Genomic DNA, 15,933 nt, shown 5'->3' with positions numbered 1-15,933 from the left:
GCCCGGCAGCAGGGAAAGAAAAAGGACACCCGTTGCCGGGTGTCCTGCCGGAGTCGTTGCGGCTCAGAAGATATACTTTTCCTGTTCAATGGCAGTTGCCGCCAGGGCACGCTTGGCCTGCAGCAACCCGGTAGCGTCGTACTTGGCAAAGCGTCGGATACCGGAAAGGATCATGGTCAGCGTATCACCCTCCTCCGCATAGAAGGCACCGCGCTGCGCGGCTGCTCCCGCTGCTTCACAGGCGCTGAAGGCGCAGATCTTCAGGGTTGCCGCCATCAGTTCCTTCTTCTGGGCGCTGAGCTGGCTGGACTGGGCCTTCTCCACCCGCTTCAGCACGCTCTCCAGAGCGAAAATCTGAATGCAGAGGTCGGCGGCGGCCAGCAGAATCTCCTGCTCATCCTGAAGCTTGTCCATGTACTTCTGTACCGCCGCACCGGAGAGGATCAGGAAGAGGGTTTTCAGGTTCTTCACCAGCTGCTTCTCACGGGCAAAGGGGTCATTTTCGTCAAGCTCTTCGAAGGAAGGAGTCATCAGCTGTTCAAAGGCTTTCATGGCTTCACTCTGCAGGGGAAGCTCTCCCTTCATGGCTTTGCGCAGGATCATGCCGGGAACCAGCAGTCGGTTGATTTCGTTAGTTCCTTCAAATATCCTGTTAATTCGCTCATCTCGGTAAAAACGCTCTGCCGGATATTCACTGACAAACCCGTAACCACCGTGAATCTGCAGCACTTCGTCGACGGTTCGCGCCAGCACCTCGCTGCAGAAGACTTTGGCGATACCGCACTCGGGAGCATACTCCTCAATGCCCTTCTGATACTCTTCGTAATAATTGTCAATGCCCTTCTCAATGGTGGCCAGCTTGTTATCCAGCAGGCCGGCCAGACGATAGATCAGGCTTTCGGCGGCGAAGATATCAGCGGTCATATTTGCAATCTTTTCGCTGATGGCACCAAAGGAGCTGATGGGCCTGCCGAACTGCTTGCGCTCATTGGCATACTTGATGCCCTCCTGCAAAGCCATCTTGGCCGCGCCGCTCACGGCGGCACCCAGCTTGAAGCGACCCACATTGAGGACGTTAAAGGCAATCTTGTGACCCTTGCCGATCTCCCCCAGCAGGTTTTCCACGGGGACCCTGCAGTTATTGAGAATAACCTGAGTGGTGGAAGAGCCCTTGATGCCGAGTTTCTTTTCCTCGGCGCCAATCTCCAGCCCTTCAAAATCCTTTTCCACCAGGAACGCGGTGAAGTGCTCCTTGTCGATCTTGGCGAAGACCGTAAAGAGCTGGGCAAAACCGCCATTGGTGATGAACTGTTTGGTGCCGTTGAGGATGTAGTACTTGCCATCCTCGGACAGCACGGCCGTGGCCTGAGCGCCCAGGGCGTCGGAACCGGAACCAGGCTCGGTCAGGCAGTAGGCGGACATCCACTCGCCGGTGATGATTCGGGACAGGTAGCGCTCTTTCTGCTCCGCTGTGCCATAGTAGATGAGGGGCAGCGTGCCGATGCCGGTATGGGCGGCAAAGGCCACCGAAAAGCTGCCGGCGGGAGCAATTTTCTCCGCCACCAGCATGCTGGTGGCCTTGTCAAGCTCCAGTCCGCCCTCTTCCTCGGAGGCGTCGGTCATCAGGAGGCCAAGCTCACCAGCTTTGCCCATCAGCTCCACGACCAGATCAAAGTTCTGCTGTTCGATCTCGTCAATATGGGGAATGACATCGTTGGTGACAAACTGCTGCGTGGTATCGGCAATCTGTCGCTGCTCATCGGTAAAGTCTTCGGGAGTAAAGATATCTGCGGGATCCATCTCGGTGATCAGGTATTCGCCGCCTTTGAAAATTCGTGCCATGTCAACCTCGCCATTGTGTGATTTTCAGAAAGACACCTGCAGTGGTGCCAGAATCCAGCGTGTCAGTCAGCTGCCTACAGGCGCTCAAAGATACCTGCTGCGCCCATGCCGCCGCCAATACACATGGAAACCATGCCGAAGCGTTCCTTGCGGCGTCCCATTTCGGCCAGCAGTGTGGCGGTGAGCTTGGCGCCGGAACAGCCCAGGGGATGGCCCAGGGCAATGGCTCCACCATTGACGTTGATGATGTCCGGGTTCAGTCCGAGTTCGCGCACCACGGCCAGCGACTGGGCGGCAAAGGCCTCGTTGAGCTCAATGAGCCCCAGGTCGCTCTGTTTCAGGCCGGCCATTGCCAGGGCAGCGGGAATGGCCGCCACGGGGCCGATTCCCATGATCTCCGGTGCCACTCCCCGTACGGCAAAACTGACATAACGGGCAATGGGGTCCTTGGATATCTTCTTCAGGTACGCTTCGGAAACCACCAGGGCCACAGCGGCCCCATCGGTCATCTGCGAAGAGTTGCCGGCGGTAACCGATCCTCCCATGCGGAAGACGGGCTTCAGCTTTGCCAGGCCCTCCAGGGTAGTATCCGCCCGCACACCATCGTCAACACTGACCACTTCCTTCTTTCTCTGCACCTTGCTGCCAGCCAGGCTCACCTGCTCCACTTCCACGGGCAGAATCTCATCCGTGAAGCGCCCGGAGGCGATGGCATCGGCGGCCTTTCGATGGCTGGCCACCGCAAAGGTGTCCTGGTCTTCGCGGCCGATGTTGAACTGCTCGGCTACTTTCTCTGCGGTTATGCCCATGGAGGCGTAGGCTTCGGGCCAGTTGTTCACCAGATCGGGGTTGGCGCTGTACTTGTTTCCGCCCATGGGAACCATGGTCATGGACTCGGCACCCCCGGCGATAATGCAGTCACCAAAGCCGGCCATGATGCGCTCCGCTGCCTGAGCAATGGTCTGCAGGCCCGAAGAACAGAAACGGTTCACCGTCTGACCAGGCACCTGGTAGGGCAGCCCCGCCTTCATGGCAGCCACACGGGCAAAGTTCATGCCCTGTTCGCCCTCGGGAAAGGCGCAGCCGAGGATAATATCTTCCACATCGTTTCCATCAATACCCGTGCGCTCCACCAGCCCTTTGATAGCGGCGGCGGCCAGATCGTCGGGGCGCATGTCCTTGAACATGCCTTTTTTCGCGCGGCAGCCGGGAGTCCGGTAGGCCGCCAGTATGTATGCTGTCTTCATGTATCCCTCCTCATCAGTTGCGTAATGGCTTGCCTTTTTTCAACATGTGCTGAACACGTTCCACCGTCTTTTTATTGCCGCAGAGCTTCAGGAAGCCTTCACGCTCCAGATCCAGCAGATACTGTTCGCTGATGGGTGTTCCCGCAGGCACATCACCACCGCAGATGACATCGGCAATCACACTGCCCATGACGGCTTCGTATTCTGTGGCAAACCCACCCTGAGCCATATTCCACAGCTGGCTCTTGATGCTGGCGGCAACACTGCGGCCAGGCGCGGGGATATTCTCCAGTGGTTTAGCGGGACGGTAGGTGCGGGCCAGGCTCTGAACCTTGCTCTTGGCATCGGCCACCAGACGATCGATGTTCATGGAGATGGAGTCGCCCTGGCGCAGGTACCCCATGCCAAAAGCCTCTGCGGCTCCCATGGAAACTTTGGCCATGCCGATATTCTGGAAATTCTTGAAGATGAAGGGGGAGACATCCGTATCAAACTGCTGGGCCAGGCTTACAGCCCGCAGACACATCTCCTTGGTGCCGCCACCGGCGGGCAGCAGGCCGACACCCACTTCCACCAGGCCCATGTAGGTTTCGGCGTGGGCGTTTATGGCGTCGCCATGGAGGGCGAATTCACAGCCACCGCCCAGCGTCATCCCAAAGGGCGCCACCACCACGGGAACCCGCGAGTACTTGACGGCCATGGTGGCCTGCTGGAAGGCCTTGACGACCATGGCGACGTCATCGTAGGCACCTTCGGCCAGCGCCACGGCCAGCATCATCAGGTTGGCACCGACCGAGAAGTTGGCACCCTGGTTGGTGATCACCAGGCCAACCCCTTCGCTCTCAGCCCGTTTGATGGCCTTGTGGGTCATGGAGAGAATATCGCCGCTGAGGGCATTCATCTTGGAGTGGAACTCAAAGGCGAACACGCCATCACCCAGATCCACGATGGAGCAGTTGCTGTTCTTCTCCACCACCGCTCCGGCCCGTCGCAGGATATCAAAGTGGATATGCTCTGGGTCCATGGGAACTTCGCGGTACTGTCCGCTCTGGATGTCGTAGTAGAGGCGGGTGGCGCCTTCAAACCGGTAGAAGCTTTCGATCTTCTCCAGGGCAGCCGGCACGGCGACTCCGTCGGCCTTGGCCCGCTTGACAAATTCTGCCACGCCGATGGCGTCAAACATCTCAAAGGGACCGATCTCCCAGTTGAAGCCCCAGCGCATGGCATTGTCCACGTTGACAATATCATCGGCGATTTCAGGAATGCGGTTGAAGGTGTAGATCAGCGTGTCGCGCATGCTCTTCCAGGCGAACTCGGCGCCCTTATCACTGCCGTTGACCACCATTTTGAGGCGCTGCGCCGGGTCGTCAACCTGCTTGACCGCATCCACGGAACCAAAGCGGGGGCGCTCGGAGGGCTTGTATTCGCCACTGATGTAGTCATAGTAGAAGACCTTTGAACCGCCCTCTCCCTTTTCCTTGCGGTAGAAACCACCCTTGGTCTTGTTGCCCAGCAGCCCCTTGTCGATCATGGCGCGCAGGAAATCGGGCACCTGGAAGACATCCCGCTCTTCGTCATTCACCAGTACGTCATAGGAGTTGGAACCCACATGGGCCAGGGTGTCATTACCCACCAGATCAGCAGTACGGAATGCGGCACTTTTGGGCCGGGCGGTGGCGGTTCCGGCGACGGCGTCTACCTCTTCCACGCTCATGCCCATGTCCAGCATGTGACGCATGGATTTAAAGATGGCGTACACGCCAATGCGGTTGGCGATAAAATTCGGAGTATCCTTGGCCGAGACAATGCCCTTGCCGAGGCTCTTGCCCAGGAAAGTTGACATTGAGCTCAGCAGCTCGGGGTCCGTATCACTGCAGCCCACAATTTCCAGCAGGCGCATGTAACGGGGTGGGTTGAAGAAGTGGGTCACCAGGAAATTCCGGCGCACTTCCATGGGCAGTACACTGGCCAGCTCGTTGACGGAGAGGCCGCTGGTGTTGGTGGACAGAATGGCTCCCGCTGACAGATTCGGCACGACCTTTTCCGTGAAGAACTGCTTCTTGATCGCCATATTTTCGATAATCACCTCAATGATCCAGTCGCACTCCCGGAGTCGACCCATATCGTCTTCGAAGTTGCCGGTTTCGATGCGCCGGGCATCTTCCTTCAAATAGAACGGCGCGGGCTTCATCTTCAGCAGCCCTTCATAACCGCCACGGACGATGCGATTGCGCACTGTGGCGCTCTCCACGCTGAGGCCACTGGCTTTTTCAGCCTCGCTGGCTTCACGGGGCGCGATGTCAAGCAACAGCACATCGAACCCTCCATTGACCAAATGGGCAGCAATGGTGGCACCCATCACACCCGAACCGAGCACGGCTACCCTTCTGATTTGCCTCATGTTTTCCTCCATATACGCATAGTTTCTCTGTTCACTGGCCTGTATTCATTCAGTTTACTTCTGAGCGTTGCCATTGCCGTTACCGTTGGCGTCGAACATGCCCTCAATGCTGACCCGATACTTCTCGGCAATGACCTTGCGCTTGAGCTTCAGGGTCGGCGTGAGCTCGCCATCTTCGATGGAGAAGTCGCGGGGCAGAATGACGAATTTTTTGATGGTCTCGTAAGAGGGCAGCTTCGCGTTCACATCGCGCACCCGCTCTTCAAAGAGCTTATGAACTTTTTTATGGGTAACCAGGTCGCGAATTTCGATATAGTTCAGCTTTTTGTCCTGGGCGAATTCCAGCAGCCGCTCAACATTGGGCGTCAGGAGCGCTACCAGGTACGGCTTGCGATCGCCATACACAAACGCCTGGGAGATGTACTTGTCCAGCTTGAGTTCATCTTCAATCGGCTGGGGAGCCACATTCTTGCCACCAGCGGTGACAATGATCTCCTTTTTGCGATCGACGATATACACAAAGCCGTTTTCATCAATCCGCGCAATATCGCCGGTGTACAGCCAGCCATCGATGATCGTCTGGGCAGTGGCTTCAGGATTCTTGTAATACCCCTGCATCACCTGAGGGCCACGCACCAGCAGTTCACCGTCCTCGGCAGTTTTGACTTCCGTCTGATCCAGTACCTGACCCACAGAACCAAACCGGTTATCGGCAATGGTGTTCAGTGTCAGAGCCGGACTGGTTTCGGTGAGCCCATACCCTTCAAACACGGGAATCCCCACTGCCCACATAAATTCGTTGATGGTCTTGTCCAATGGAGCACCACCGGAAATAAAGAACCGCATGCGGCCGCCGAAGCGAGGCTTGATCTTGCTGAACACCAGGCGCTTCGCGAGCCCGTACTTCACGCCCAGCGAACCGACCGGCTGCTTTTCTATATAACGGCGATAGACGTACTGTTTGCCGACATCCACTGCCCAGTGGAACAGACTGCGTCGCACCGCCGGCGCCTGGTGCACATTTTCGTAAATCCGGGAATAGATCTTCTCAAAGAGCCTTGGCACACTGACCATGACCGTGGGACGAATCTCCAGAATATTCTCCACCACCTTGTCCACGTTTTCCGCAAAGGCCACATGGGCACCGTACATCAGCGGAGCATGGTAGCCCGCCGTGCGCTCAAGAACGTGGCTCAGGGGCAGAAAGCTGAGGAAGACCTCGTCTTCCGCCATGCCACCAAGCTTCTGCACACCGGCGCAGGCGTCAAAAAGCATGTTGGAGTGCGTAAGCATGACACCCTTGGGTACACCCGTAGTACCGGAAGTGTAGATAACCGTAATCAGATCTTCAGGTGTGATCTGTGCTATCTCCTCTTCGAGCTCAACACGCTCTTCATCGGTCAGGGGATGGGATACTTCCGAAAGCTGCTGAAGGGTATTCACCGGCAGATCATCGGAGCCGAGGAACTGCTCAAAAGAGACCACCCGCTCCACATGGGGAATATTCTGCCGGATCTGCAGGATCTTCTCGTACTGCAACCGCGTGGAGACGAACACAATGCGCGATTCGGAGTGGTTGATCACATACTCTGCCTGCTCAGCTGTATTGGTGGCGTAGATAGGCACCGTTATGGCCCGCGCCGCCTGGACACCAAAGTCCGCAATTGCCCAACCGGTACGATTTTCCGAGAAAATAGCCACCCGGTCACCAGGCTTGATACCAGCCTTGCGCAACCCCCTGGAGGCCATCAGAATGCGATCATAAAACTGCGCGTAGCTCAGCGTCACCCACTCACCACGCCGCTTGAAGGTCACCGCTGCCTTATGGGCATGGCGCTTCGCGTTCAATTGCAGGATTTTTAATATGGAACCATATGACATCATATCCATAGCACAGCCTCCTGGAGCATGGGTCGAAAATACATAACCTTTACGTGCAAGTCAACCAAAAAACAAACGTCTTTATAAATGCGAGAACGGGACGCACCTGAGGCGCGCCCCGTAAAAAAACTCAGAAGGAGTAGGTCAATGAAACACCGACAATGTTAATGGTGTTACTGTACTCACCCCGCAAAGAACCTTTCAGGGTATTCTCGGGAACACTCTGCTGCTGGTCAATTTTTGCGTCCTTCACCATGAGGTGAGCGTAGCCCACATCAATACCCATACGCTCATTCACCTGGTACCCAAGACCAACAGAAATCCAGGTGCGATCATTACCGGGGACCCGTGGCTGACGGGCCTGAGCATCGGGAATCGCCTCCTCGTCAAGGGCCAGGCCGGCGCGCAGAATCGTGCGTGGACTCAGGCGATACGTGGTTCCCACCGAATAGCGCATCTGATCTTCCCAGTCGAAGGTGGTGACACTGTCATCACGACCGTCACTGAACTGCACCCGCAGCTCATCAAAGGAGCTCCAGCCCATCCAGGTCACGTCAGCCATAACTGCCCAGTCGGGATTCACCTGATGATGCACACTCAAGGAGGCACTATCGGGAACCTTGATCTTGGCCTTGGCGCTGCCGTTGGCAAAATTGGGCGAAGCGGCAATGGCGCCATCAAGAGCTGGATTTCCCGATATGGTTTCCGGAACTGTGAACTTGGCACTGCCGCTGGCCGTATAGCTGATGGTGGAACGATAGGCAAAACCCATGCGGGTCTGATCGTTAAACTCATAGAGGAACCCGAAGTTAAACCCATAGCCGGTATCGTCCGCCTCCAGCACCACCTTGCCATCACGGTTATGCACCAGGGGAGCCAGTGCCTCGTTGTAACCAGATTGCGCATAGGCGATAGTCCCGAAATCTATGGCGTTGGAGAGCTCGGCATCCAGGTACTGCAGGCTCAGGCCGGCCCCGACACTGAACTGATCATTGACGCGCCACGCGATGGACGGATTGACGTTCACGGTCATGAAATCCGATTTAATGGCATAGTAACGGCCATACCAGTCTTCCTTGTAATCCGTGGCATTGCCAAATGGCGCGTTAATCCCCAGTCCGACGTACAGACCATTCTCCAGCTCAACCACAGAGTAAAAGTTCGGCACAATCGTGTTCTGCCCAAGCTGCCCGCCAGTGCTTCCACCCGTCGTCGAACCATCGTCCTTAAACTTCAGATCAGGAACAATCAGCGTCATGCCACCAACAACCTGCTTCCCCTTCAGCAGCGTCATAGCCGCAGGGTTAAAATGGCTCTTCCGTATTGAGGATACATTGACAAAAAAGTGAGCATGGTGCCATTTATCGGGATTACAACCAAATAATTCCGGGAGAAGCACCATGCCCACCAGTGTTCTTTACCATGCCTACGGCCTTGCTGGCTACGATTACATCCGTACACAGTATCGCGGCAATACCATCAATTTCCATGTCCGGCCCCGTAAAAAGCTGATTCGCTGCCCTGCGTGCCTTGGCCGTTCTGTCATATTGCGAGGCAGTAGCATTCGTCGGTTACGAGGTTTGCCTTTGGGGATCAAGTCCACTTGGTTGCACGTCCACGTTCCACGCATCCAGTGCCTTCAGTGCGGTAGCGTCAGGCGGGTGAGTCTGAAAATAGCCTCTCCACGGTGTTCCTACACCCATGCATTTGCTCGGTATGTGGTCTCCCTTGCCCAAGCTATGAGCCTCATTGATGTAGCACGGCTTCTTGGTATAGGCTGGGACCTGGTCAAGTCCATTTTCAAGCGGTATCTGCATCATCACTATAGTAGCCCTTCACTTGCTGGGCTTGAGTATATCGCCATTGATGAGAAATACACCGGACGCAAACATGGCTTCATTACTCTCGTCATTGACCTTGGTTCAGCCAGGGTCGTATACGTTGGAGCAGGCAAACAGGCAGAAGCGCTTGATGGTTTCTGGAAACGCCTTGGTCGTCGCAAGTCATCTATCAAAGCCGTTGCTGCTGACATGAGTCCGGCTTACCGGTCGGCAGTGCTCGAACACCTTCCATCTGCTGCGTTGGTGTTTGATCGTTTCCATGTCGTCAAGCTTATGAATGAACGCCTTACCGATATTCGCCGCGAGCTGTACCATGAGCTCACAAGTCAGCATGACAAGAGCATTCTCAAAGGCACTCGCTGGATGCTTCTCAAAAATCCGCAGAGCATTGGCGAGCAAACCAGCGATCATGAACGCCTTGAACTTGCCCTGCAGGCCAATCGACCATTGGCGGTTGCCTACTATATGAAAGAAGATCTCCGCCAGATATGGCAACAAACTGACAAGGTAGCTGCCACGGTATTCCTCGATGACTGGATCAACAGGGCTCAGGCATCAGCCATCAAAGGGTTGAAGAAAATGGCCAAAACGCTGGAGAAGCACCGAGAGGGAATCCTGAACTGGTATGATCACCCCATATCAACAGGACCACTTGAGGGGATCAACAACAAAATTGATACCCTCAAAAGGCAAGCCTATGGATACAGAGATATGGAATTCTTCGAGCTCAGAATAAAGGCCCTCCATAATTCAAAGTACGCTTTAACCGGATGAACCGTTAAAATAAACCGTCGTTGCATCAGCACCAATAGCGGCACCCCCGGAATACGCGTTCCCAAGCCCGCTCACCCCCTGGGTCGTTATACCAAAACCTGCGCCATAAGCGTGGGTAATTCCACTGCACAGCAGCGCACTTACCGCAAACGCCATTCTCTTTCCACTCATCTCTCCACCTCGCTGATAACGTTTTCAAAGATTATCACATGATACAGGCAAGCAACAGCATCAAGTTTATCGACCCTTTACGTTCATGTCAACATCAAAATAAAACGTATTTATAATCTTGACGCCTTCGATAATCCCCTACTCAATCAGATATATTTACCCTGTCAATCTTCTACAGGGAATACCACTGCATTTAAAGATCCTCAATGACCTTAAACGACTCGCTCACTTGCCCTGTCAATCATGACATGCGTTTACAATTAATTTATCCCCATAAGCGAACCCACCACCACAACAACCAGGAAATCTGCGGAAATCATATTTTCAAACAGCATTTCACGACATACGGCATCGTATTTCTGCGTTTTACCTGGCAAAGCATGAGAGAGAGCCAATCCAAAAATCCCCATACACACCAATGAGAAATCGGTATCTCCTGAGAGGCTGCTGAAAACCCCCATCTGCTGCGTTGCCGGGCATCGCTCGTCACTGCGACGTACAGGGAGTACGCCTCCTTTCTCGCTTTGCCCGCGCCTTGCACCTGGGCCTCTTTGCGTTGCCTGACCCCTGCTTCCCTGCAGTGCTGCCGGACCACTCACTTCCTGTGAGTGTCCCGTTCGGGTCTTGCCAGCCAGGCGTCGCACTCACCGGACGGGCTCAGGGGGGAATGGCCTGCTTCTGTCTCTCCCCGTGTACTTTCCCAGCCAGGACGCGCCGACTGTCAGGCTGCTGAAAAGCCCTCATCTGCGGCGTTGCTCACCAGTGCTCGTCGCTGCGACGTACAGGGAGTACGCCTCACTCCTCACCTTGCTCGCGCCTTGCACCTGAGAGCTTTTCAATTGCCTGCATAACGCTATGGACCCGCAGGGTTGACGCCATGACGGCGGCAACCGCAAACCAAAAGCCACGGAGGGCGGTTGTTTGCGGTCCCCAGTTCCAGGCAAGCGAACGGCTGATAAGGACAGCACTGGGGGCCGCTTCCCAGCCACTTTTTGCGGGTCCAAAGTGGCAAAAGAAACTCACGGGCAATGTCAAGAAATGCAATCTGTGCAGAGCTATTTCCGCCATTACTGCATGGCATAAGGGTCGGCGCCGACAACCTCCCGTTTCGGGGGTGCGAAAGTTGAGATCAAACAAGAAAAAATTTCATCCGATTGATCACATGATAAACAACAGAAAAAGCCCCTGAAACAAAGATTTCAGGGGCTTTCTTGAATTGTGTCATAATCAAAATGGCGGAAGAGGTAGGATTCGAACCCACGGAGCTTTCGCTCAACGGTTTTCAAGACCGCCGCCTTAAACCACTCGGCCACTCTTCCGTTTCAACGGGAGATGGTATACCATACCTTTTTCCGCGATAGCAAGTACATATACTCTGCCAAGGATGAATATTTATGGTGATTGATGATTTAAAATTTGATGATCGTGGTCTGTTGACGGTGATTGCTCAGGACTGGCGCACGGGCGAGGTCCTGATGGTGGCTTTTGCCAATCGCGAGGCGGTTCAGAAGACGTTTGAAACGGGCAGGGTGCACTACTATTCCCGCTCCCGTCAGTCACTGTGGCTCAAGGGGGAGTCCAGCGGGGCTTTCCAGCTGGTCAAGGAAATCCGCACGGATTGCGATCGCGACGCGCTGCTGATCAAGATTGAACAGCTGGGCGGTGGTGCCTGTCATACGGGTGAGCGTTCCTGTTTTTTCGAGGTGATGCGTGCGGGTGAGTCGGTTTTTGATGTTCTGGAGCGTCTGGAGGGGGTTATTGAAGAACGTCGTCTCTCCACCGGCGAGAAGTCCTATGTCAAGAGTCTGCTGGAAAAGGGCGAGGATACGCAACTGAAGAAGGTTGGCGAAGAGTCAATGGAATTTGCCTGTGCTGTGAAGGACAGGGACTCGGCCAGGGTGGTGGCGGAAGCGGCTGATGTGCTCTTTCACATGGCGGTGTGCATGGCCGACAAGGGTATTGGCCTGGGTCTGATCAAGGATGAGCTGGCACGGCGTTTCGGCACGGGTGGTCACGAGGAGAAGGCGGCCCGCTCGTAGCACTGGCCGATGAAAGCATTTTCCCGGTAGACTTCAACACCCCCGCTGTCTGGCAGCGGGGGTGTTCTGCGTTTAATCGGTTCTGCCCTGGTCGAGGGTGACGGGGAAGGGGCGCGTGACTTCACCGGTGTACAGTGAGAGGTGCGGGAAGGGGATTTCGATGCCATTGCGGTCGAAGGCTTCCTTGATCTCCTCGTAGAGGGCGTTGCGCGCATCCAGGAAGATTTCGCGCCTGGCCCAGACACAGAAGAGAATATCCATGGAAGAGCTGCCAAAGCCAGTGATGATAAAGACGGGCGCTGGCTCATCCAGGCAGTTGGGGTTGGCGTTGGCGACGGCCAGCAGGATTTCCTTTACCCGTCGCAGGTCTTCTTTGTAGGCGACGCCAACGGCTATTTCCATTCGTCTGATGGGGAATTTGGTCAGGGTGGTCACTTCTGATTTCAGGATGCTCTCATTGGGTATGCGCACGTAGAGGTTGTCAAAGGTGCGCATTTTCACGGAGAGCAGGTCTATGGCGATGACTTCCCCGGTGGTCCCTCCTATTTTCACCACATCGCCCACGGAAAAGGGACGTTCACCCAGCAGGAAGAGTCCGCTGATGAGGTTTGATGCCGAAGTCTGGGAGGCAAAGCCGATGGCCACGGTCAGGATGCCGGCGGCGCCCAGCAGAATACTGAGGCTGAAGCCGAGCTCGTTCAGGGCAGAGATGAAGAAGAGCAGGAGAATGGCGTAGCGGATGACCTTGCCAAGGATCAGCACCTGGTGTGAATCCAGTTTTCTGCTGGCCACTTTTCCCATCAGGCGCGAGACGATGCGCGCCACCACAAAGCCTGCCAGCAGGTACAGGGACGCCCGCAGCAGGTGCAGCAGCAGGTCAGCGTGTAAAAGTTTTTCCCATTCCATGTTACGAACCTCCTCCCGAGAATATGGAGCTGAATGCCTTGACGAGTACCTGACGATCCGGTTTACGGCGTGGCGGCGCTATCTCCACGCTTTGCCCGCATATGGAGGGGGCACCGGGCTGGATTTTCAGCTCGGCGGCCTGGTCGTCATCACCGCGTTTCACCAGGATTTCCTGGGTGGAGAGCTGACCGGTGGACTCGTCCTGATACAGGCTGACCATGGGAAGAGGCAGGCAGAATCGTTCGAAGTTCAATGGGGTGGACGCGTGATTTTCGATGGTCACGGGGGTGAGTGCCCGGTAGCGTTCAAAACTGATATCACCAGTCTGGGTGCGTCCACGGGTGCGCAGGAGGTAGCAGAGTTCGCCACTGCGGGTATTCGCTCCAAACCAGGTATCCGAGAGCGGCTGGGTAGGAATTTCCTGAAGAAGGTGATTCCCAGAGCCGGTCACCAGCTTCACCCACACCGGTGTGCCGACGTAGAGGGTCACTTTCTCCCCCGGATGGATGGTGCTTGGCTGGGCCGGACGGATAACCACAGAGCGATCCGGGAGACACGGCAGCAGGGAAAGCGTGTCTTCGGTTTCCCGGAAAAGGTGTCGCTGCAGCTTGCTACTGGTGGTTGTTCGCTCTTGAAAGCGAAGGGGGATATTCCCGGAATTTTCTTCAAGCTTGTACTGAAAAGACACCTGCCATTCCCGGGACAGACGGGTAAGCGAGAGCTGAAGCTGATGGATCAGCCAGTGGCACGACTGATGGCACGGGAAGGTAAATTCCCCCCAGTGCCCGTGGTCAGTGTATTCCTTCACAGGGCTTTCCATGAGGCCTCCTTAACGGGTTAGAGTGTGATGAGCGATGAACTGCGCCATTCGTTTGTCGGTAACAGCTATGTGATTCGTCAGCCAGTGCACGATCTGCCGGTTCAGATCCATCACCAGAGCCGATGAGGCGCCCTCGTCCAGGAGCTGCTGCTTCATCTGCTGCACCTGCGCGCGAAAGTGTTCATGCTGGGCGACATGCTGCTGATATTCCGGATAGCTGTTTTCGCGCATGTACCGTTCTTCGGTGGTAAAGTGTTCGTGAATATACTCTTCAAGAAACGCCATGGTCTGATAAATGGCGTCTTTGGCACGGCCAAGCAGCAGTGCGTCAAAGAGATTATTGATGCGGTTGATCAGTTCACGATGCTGCTGGTCGATTTGCGCAATGCCCACGGCAATATTTTCGCTCCACTGAATGTGCAGATGCCTGGCCGTCAGACCGCTGAACTGTTTATGAAATGACTGATCCACGGAGTCATAGGCGGCGTGTATTTCCATGAACTCCTGTTCGCATACCAGGAAGGCGTCTACAATATCGGGGTCGAAGTGGCCACCACGTTCACTGCGGATGATCTCACAGGTTCTTTCATGGCTGATGGGCTCTTTATAGGGGCGTCGTGAGCGCAGGGCATCATACACGTCGCACAGGGCGAAGATCCTCGCCTCCAGGGGAATCTCTTCGCCTTTGAGCTGATCGGGATATCCACGGCCATCGTAACGCTCATGGTGGTAGTGGGCGATATTGCGCCCGATCTCCAGAAAGGGGTCGTGGAGCCCGCACTGGTCGATGATGGACTGAATCACATTGCGACCGATGGTGGAGTGGGAGCGCATGATGGCAAACTCCTCATCGCTGAGCTTCCCCGGTTTCAGGAGCACGTGGTCGGGTACGCCCACCTTACCAATGTCATGGAGTAAGGAAGCGTCGGCCATGTCTTTAATAAATGTTTTGCGCAGCAGACGGGAAAATTTCGGGTTATGGCACAACTGCAGCGCCAGGAGCATCCCGTAGTTGCGGGTGCGTTCCAGGTGATCGCCGGTTTCGGGATCGCGCCACTCCGCCAGATTCGCCAGGGAAAAGACCGTCGCCTTCTTGGTTTTCAGGGATTCATGAAAACGCCGGAACTTGGCGTACCCAAGGCTTGCCAGCAAGCCATAGAGCAGACTCACCGCGAAGAGGATCAGCAGGGTCGACTTCAGGGTCTGATTCTCCGCGAAACGCTGATCAGCAGCCACCACAAAAACCAGGGGAGTCCCCATGAAATCATGGGCAAGATGCGGCAATGACTCGACATCAACCACAGCACCTTCACCATGGCTCGCGCTCAGGGGCAAGGCGCCCTGCATTTGCATGTCATGCTGCCAGAGAATCTCTCCGTAAATCGGATTGACGACAAGAACCTGGTGTGGCAGCACCCGAAAGAGGCGTTGCGGGCTGAAGGAAACGCTCATGGCTGAACCATCCCCCAGCGGTACCGACAGACGCATGGACTCACTTACCGGCACACCACCATGAAATTCTAGGCGTGGGCCACTCACCTGCCCTTTCCAGAAGGGTACCTGCTGATTCACGAGGATCGATCCATCGCGTGTCACTGCCAGGCGCAGGGCACCTTCTCTGTCCCACACCGCCAGGGCCTGGTAATTGCGTACGGTCAGAAATCCCTGGAATAGCTCAACCTGTCGCTCCTGCGCCCAGTCGTGTTGAAGCTGACCGAGAAACTGCGCACTTTGACTGAGGAAGTCCAGTTCGTGAACAAGCGCCTGGCGGGCATTTTCCAGGACTGCCCGAACTTCTGCCTCCTGCGCTGCCACCACATCACGGTGGGAACGCCAGCCCTCCGCTGCTATCACCAGTATAATGAGGAGAAAAGCGGCCAGGGAACCCAGCACCACCCCACGGTGATAGCCGAGGATACGTACAGCGAGTGGCTGCGCGTTGTGCCTGTCTGCGTCGGTGCCGAAACCATCTGCAATGCGTCGGAAAATATCAGGAGCCAATGACACACCA

At 55.6% G+C, this 15,933-nt stretch carries 10 protein-coding genes and 1 tRNA gene; 2 read left to right on the top strand and 9 right to left on the bottom strand.

All coding sequences use genetic code 11. The annotated features are described in order from the left end of the window. Positions 1-63 precede the first annotated feature (63 nt). The 5 genes from ACZ46I_RS09860 to ACZ46I_RS09840 form a co-directional block, all read right to left on the bottom strand. Positions 64-1,842: an acyl-CoA dehydrogenase family protein gene (locus ACZ46I_RS09860; protein WP_464280679.1), complete on the bottom strand. Its 1,779-nt coding sequence runs from the start codon at positions 1,840-1,842 to the stop codon at positions 64-66. Positions 1,843-1,916: 74 nt separating this feature from the next. After that, entirely contained in the window at positions 1,917-3,089 is a 1,173-nt protein-coding gene (locus tag ACZ46I_RS09855) for an acetyl-CoA C-acyltransferase (RefSeq protein ID WP_464280678.1), read from the bottom strand. Between the two features lie 13 nt (positions 3,090-3,102). Further along, positions 3,103-5,490 carry a 3-hydroxyacyl-CoA dehydrogenase/enoyl-CoA hydratase family protein gene (locus tag ACZ46I_RS09850; RefSeq protein WP_226507588.1) on the bottom strand — a complete coding sequence of 796 codons (2,388 nt, stop codon included), beginning with the start codon at positions 5,488-5,490 and terminating at the stop codon, positions 3,103-3,105. A gap of 54 nt (positions 5,491-5,544) precedes the next feature. Continuing rightward, positions 5,545-7,380, bottom strand: coding sequence for an AMP-dependent synthetase/ligase (locus ACZ46I_RS09845; protein ID WP_464280677.1), 1,836 nt, complete (start codon positions 7,378-7,380; stop codon positions 5,545-5,547). Between the two features lie 121 nt (positions 7,381-7,501). Continuing rightward, positions 7,502-8,773, bottom strand: coding sequence for an OmpP1/FadL family transporter (locus ACZ46I_RS09840; RefSeq protein WP_464280676.1), 1,272 nt, complete (start codon positions 8,771-8,773; stop codon positions 7,502-7,504). On the opposite strand from ACZ46I_RS09840, the gene ACZ46I_RS09835 reads away from it, so the two are divergent. Then, positions 8,772-9,986: an ISL3 family transposase gene (locus ACZ46I_RS09835; protein WP_464280675.1), complete on the top strand. Its 1,215-nt coding sequence runs from the start codon at positions 8,772-8,774 to the stop codon at positions 9,984-9,986. The genes ACZ46I_RS09840 and ACZ46I_RS09835 overlap by 2 nt on opposite strands. 1,404 nt (positions 9,987-11,390) lie before the next feature. Here the strand turns inward: ACZ46I_RS09835 and ACZ46I_RS09830 are convergent. Next, positions 11,391-11,476 (bottom strand) — tRNA-Ser (locus tag ACZ46I_RS09830). Between the two features lie 75 nt (positions 11,477-11,551). On the opposite strand from ACZ46I_RS09830, the gene hisIE reads away from it, so the two are divergent. Continuing rightward, entirely contained in the window at positions 11,552-12,196 is a 645-nt protein-coding gene (gene hisIE / locus ACZ46I_RS09825; protein WP_013506109.1) for a bifunctional phosphoribosyl-AMP cyclohydrolase/phosphoribosyl-ATP diphosphatase HisIE, read from the top strand. 72 nt (positions 12,197-12,268) lie between these two features. Here the strand turns inward: hisIE and ACZ46I_RS09820 are convergent, their stop codons facing one another. From ACZ46I_RS09820 to ACZ46I_RS09810, 3 genes are read right to left on the bottom strand one after another with little or no spacing between them, the layout of a single operon-like run. Further along, on the bottom strand, positions 12,269-13,102 hold the full coding sequence (locus ACZ46I_RS09820) for a mechanosensitive ion channel family protein (RefSeq protein ID WP_013506110.1): 834 nt from the start codon (positions 13,100-13,102) through the stop codon (positions 12,269-12,271). A gap of 1 nt (position 13,103) precedes the next feature. Beyond that, the gene (locus ACZ46I_RS09815) at positions 13,104-13,922 is read right to left on the bottom strand and encodes a hypothetical protein (protein WP_464280674.1); all 819 of its coding nucleotides are present in this window, start codon (positions 13,920-13,922) and stop codon (positions 13,104-13,106) included. Positions 13,923-13,931: 9 nt separating this feature from the next. Then, positions 13,932-15,923, bottom strand: coding sequence for a bacteriohemerythrin (locus tag ACZ46I_RS09810; protein ID WP_464280673.1), 1,992 nt, complete (start codon positions 15,921-15,923; stop codon positions 13,932-13,934). Positions 15,924-15,933: the final 10 nt, after the last annotated feature.

The sequence above is a fragment of the Desulfurispirillum alkaliphilum genome, assembly GCF_055378285.1.
The sequence above is the reverse complement of the archived record's forward strand: the minus strand, read 5'-3'. Positions and strand labels throughout refer to the sequence as shown.

Bases quoted from the DNA above. Each gene is read 5' to 3' on its own strand.
- ACZ46I_RS09850 (WP_226507588.1), bottom strand. From the start codon at position 5,490: ATGAGGCAAATCAGAAGGGTAGCCGTGCTCGGTTCGGGTGTGATGGGT.
- ACZ46I_RS09855 (WP_464280678.1), bottom strand. From the start codon at position 3,089: ATGAAGACAGCATACATACTGGCGGCCTACCGGACTCCCGGCTGCCGC.
- ACZ46I_RS09835 (WP_464280675.1), top strand. From the start codon at position 8,772: ATGCCCACCAGTGTTCTTTACCATGCCTACGGCCTTGCTGGCTACGAT.
- ACZ46I_RS09815 (WP_464280674.1), bottom strand. From the start codon at position 13,922: ATGGAAAGCCCTGTGAAGGAATACACTGACCACGGGCACTGGGGGGAA.
- ACZ46I_RS09840 (WP_464280676.1), bottom strand. From the start codon at position 8,773: ATGGTGCTTCTCCCGGAATTATTTGGTTGTAATCCCGATAAATGGCAC.
- hisIE (WP_013506109.1), top strand. From the start codon at position 11,552: ATGGTGATTGATGATTTAAAATTTGATGATCGTGGTCTGTTGACGGTG.
- ACZ46I_RS09820 (WP_013506110.1), bottom strand. From the start codon at position 13,102: ATGGAATGGGAAAAACTTTTACACGCTGACCTGCTGCTGCACCTGCTG.
- ACZ46I_RS09860 (WP_464280679.1), bottom strand. From the start codon at position 1,842: ATGGCACGAATTTTCAAAGGCGGCGAATACCTGATCACCGAGATGGAT.
- ACZ46I_RS09845 (WP_464280677.1), bottom strand. From the start codon at position 7,380: ATGGATATGATGTCATATGGTTCCATATTAAAAATCCTGCAATTGAAC.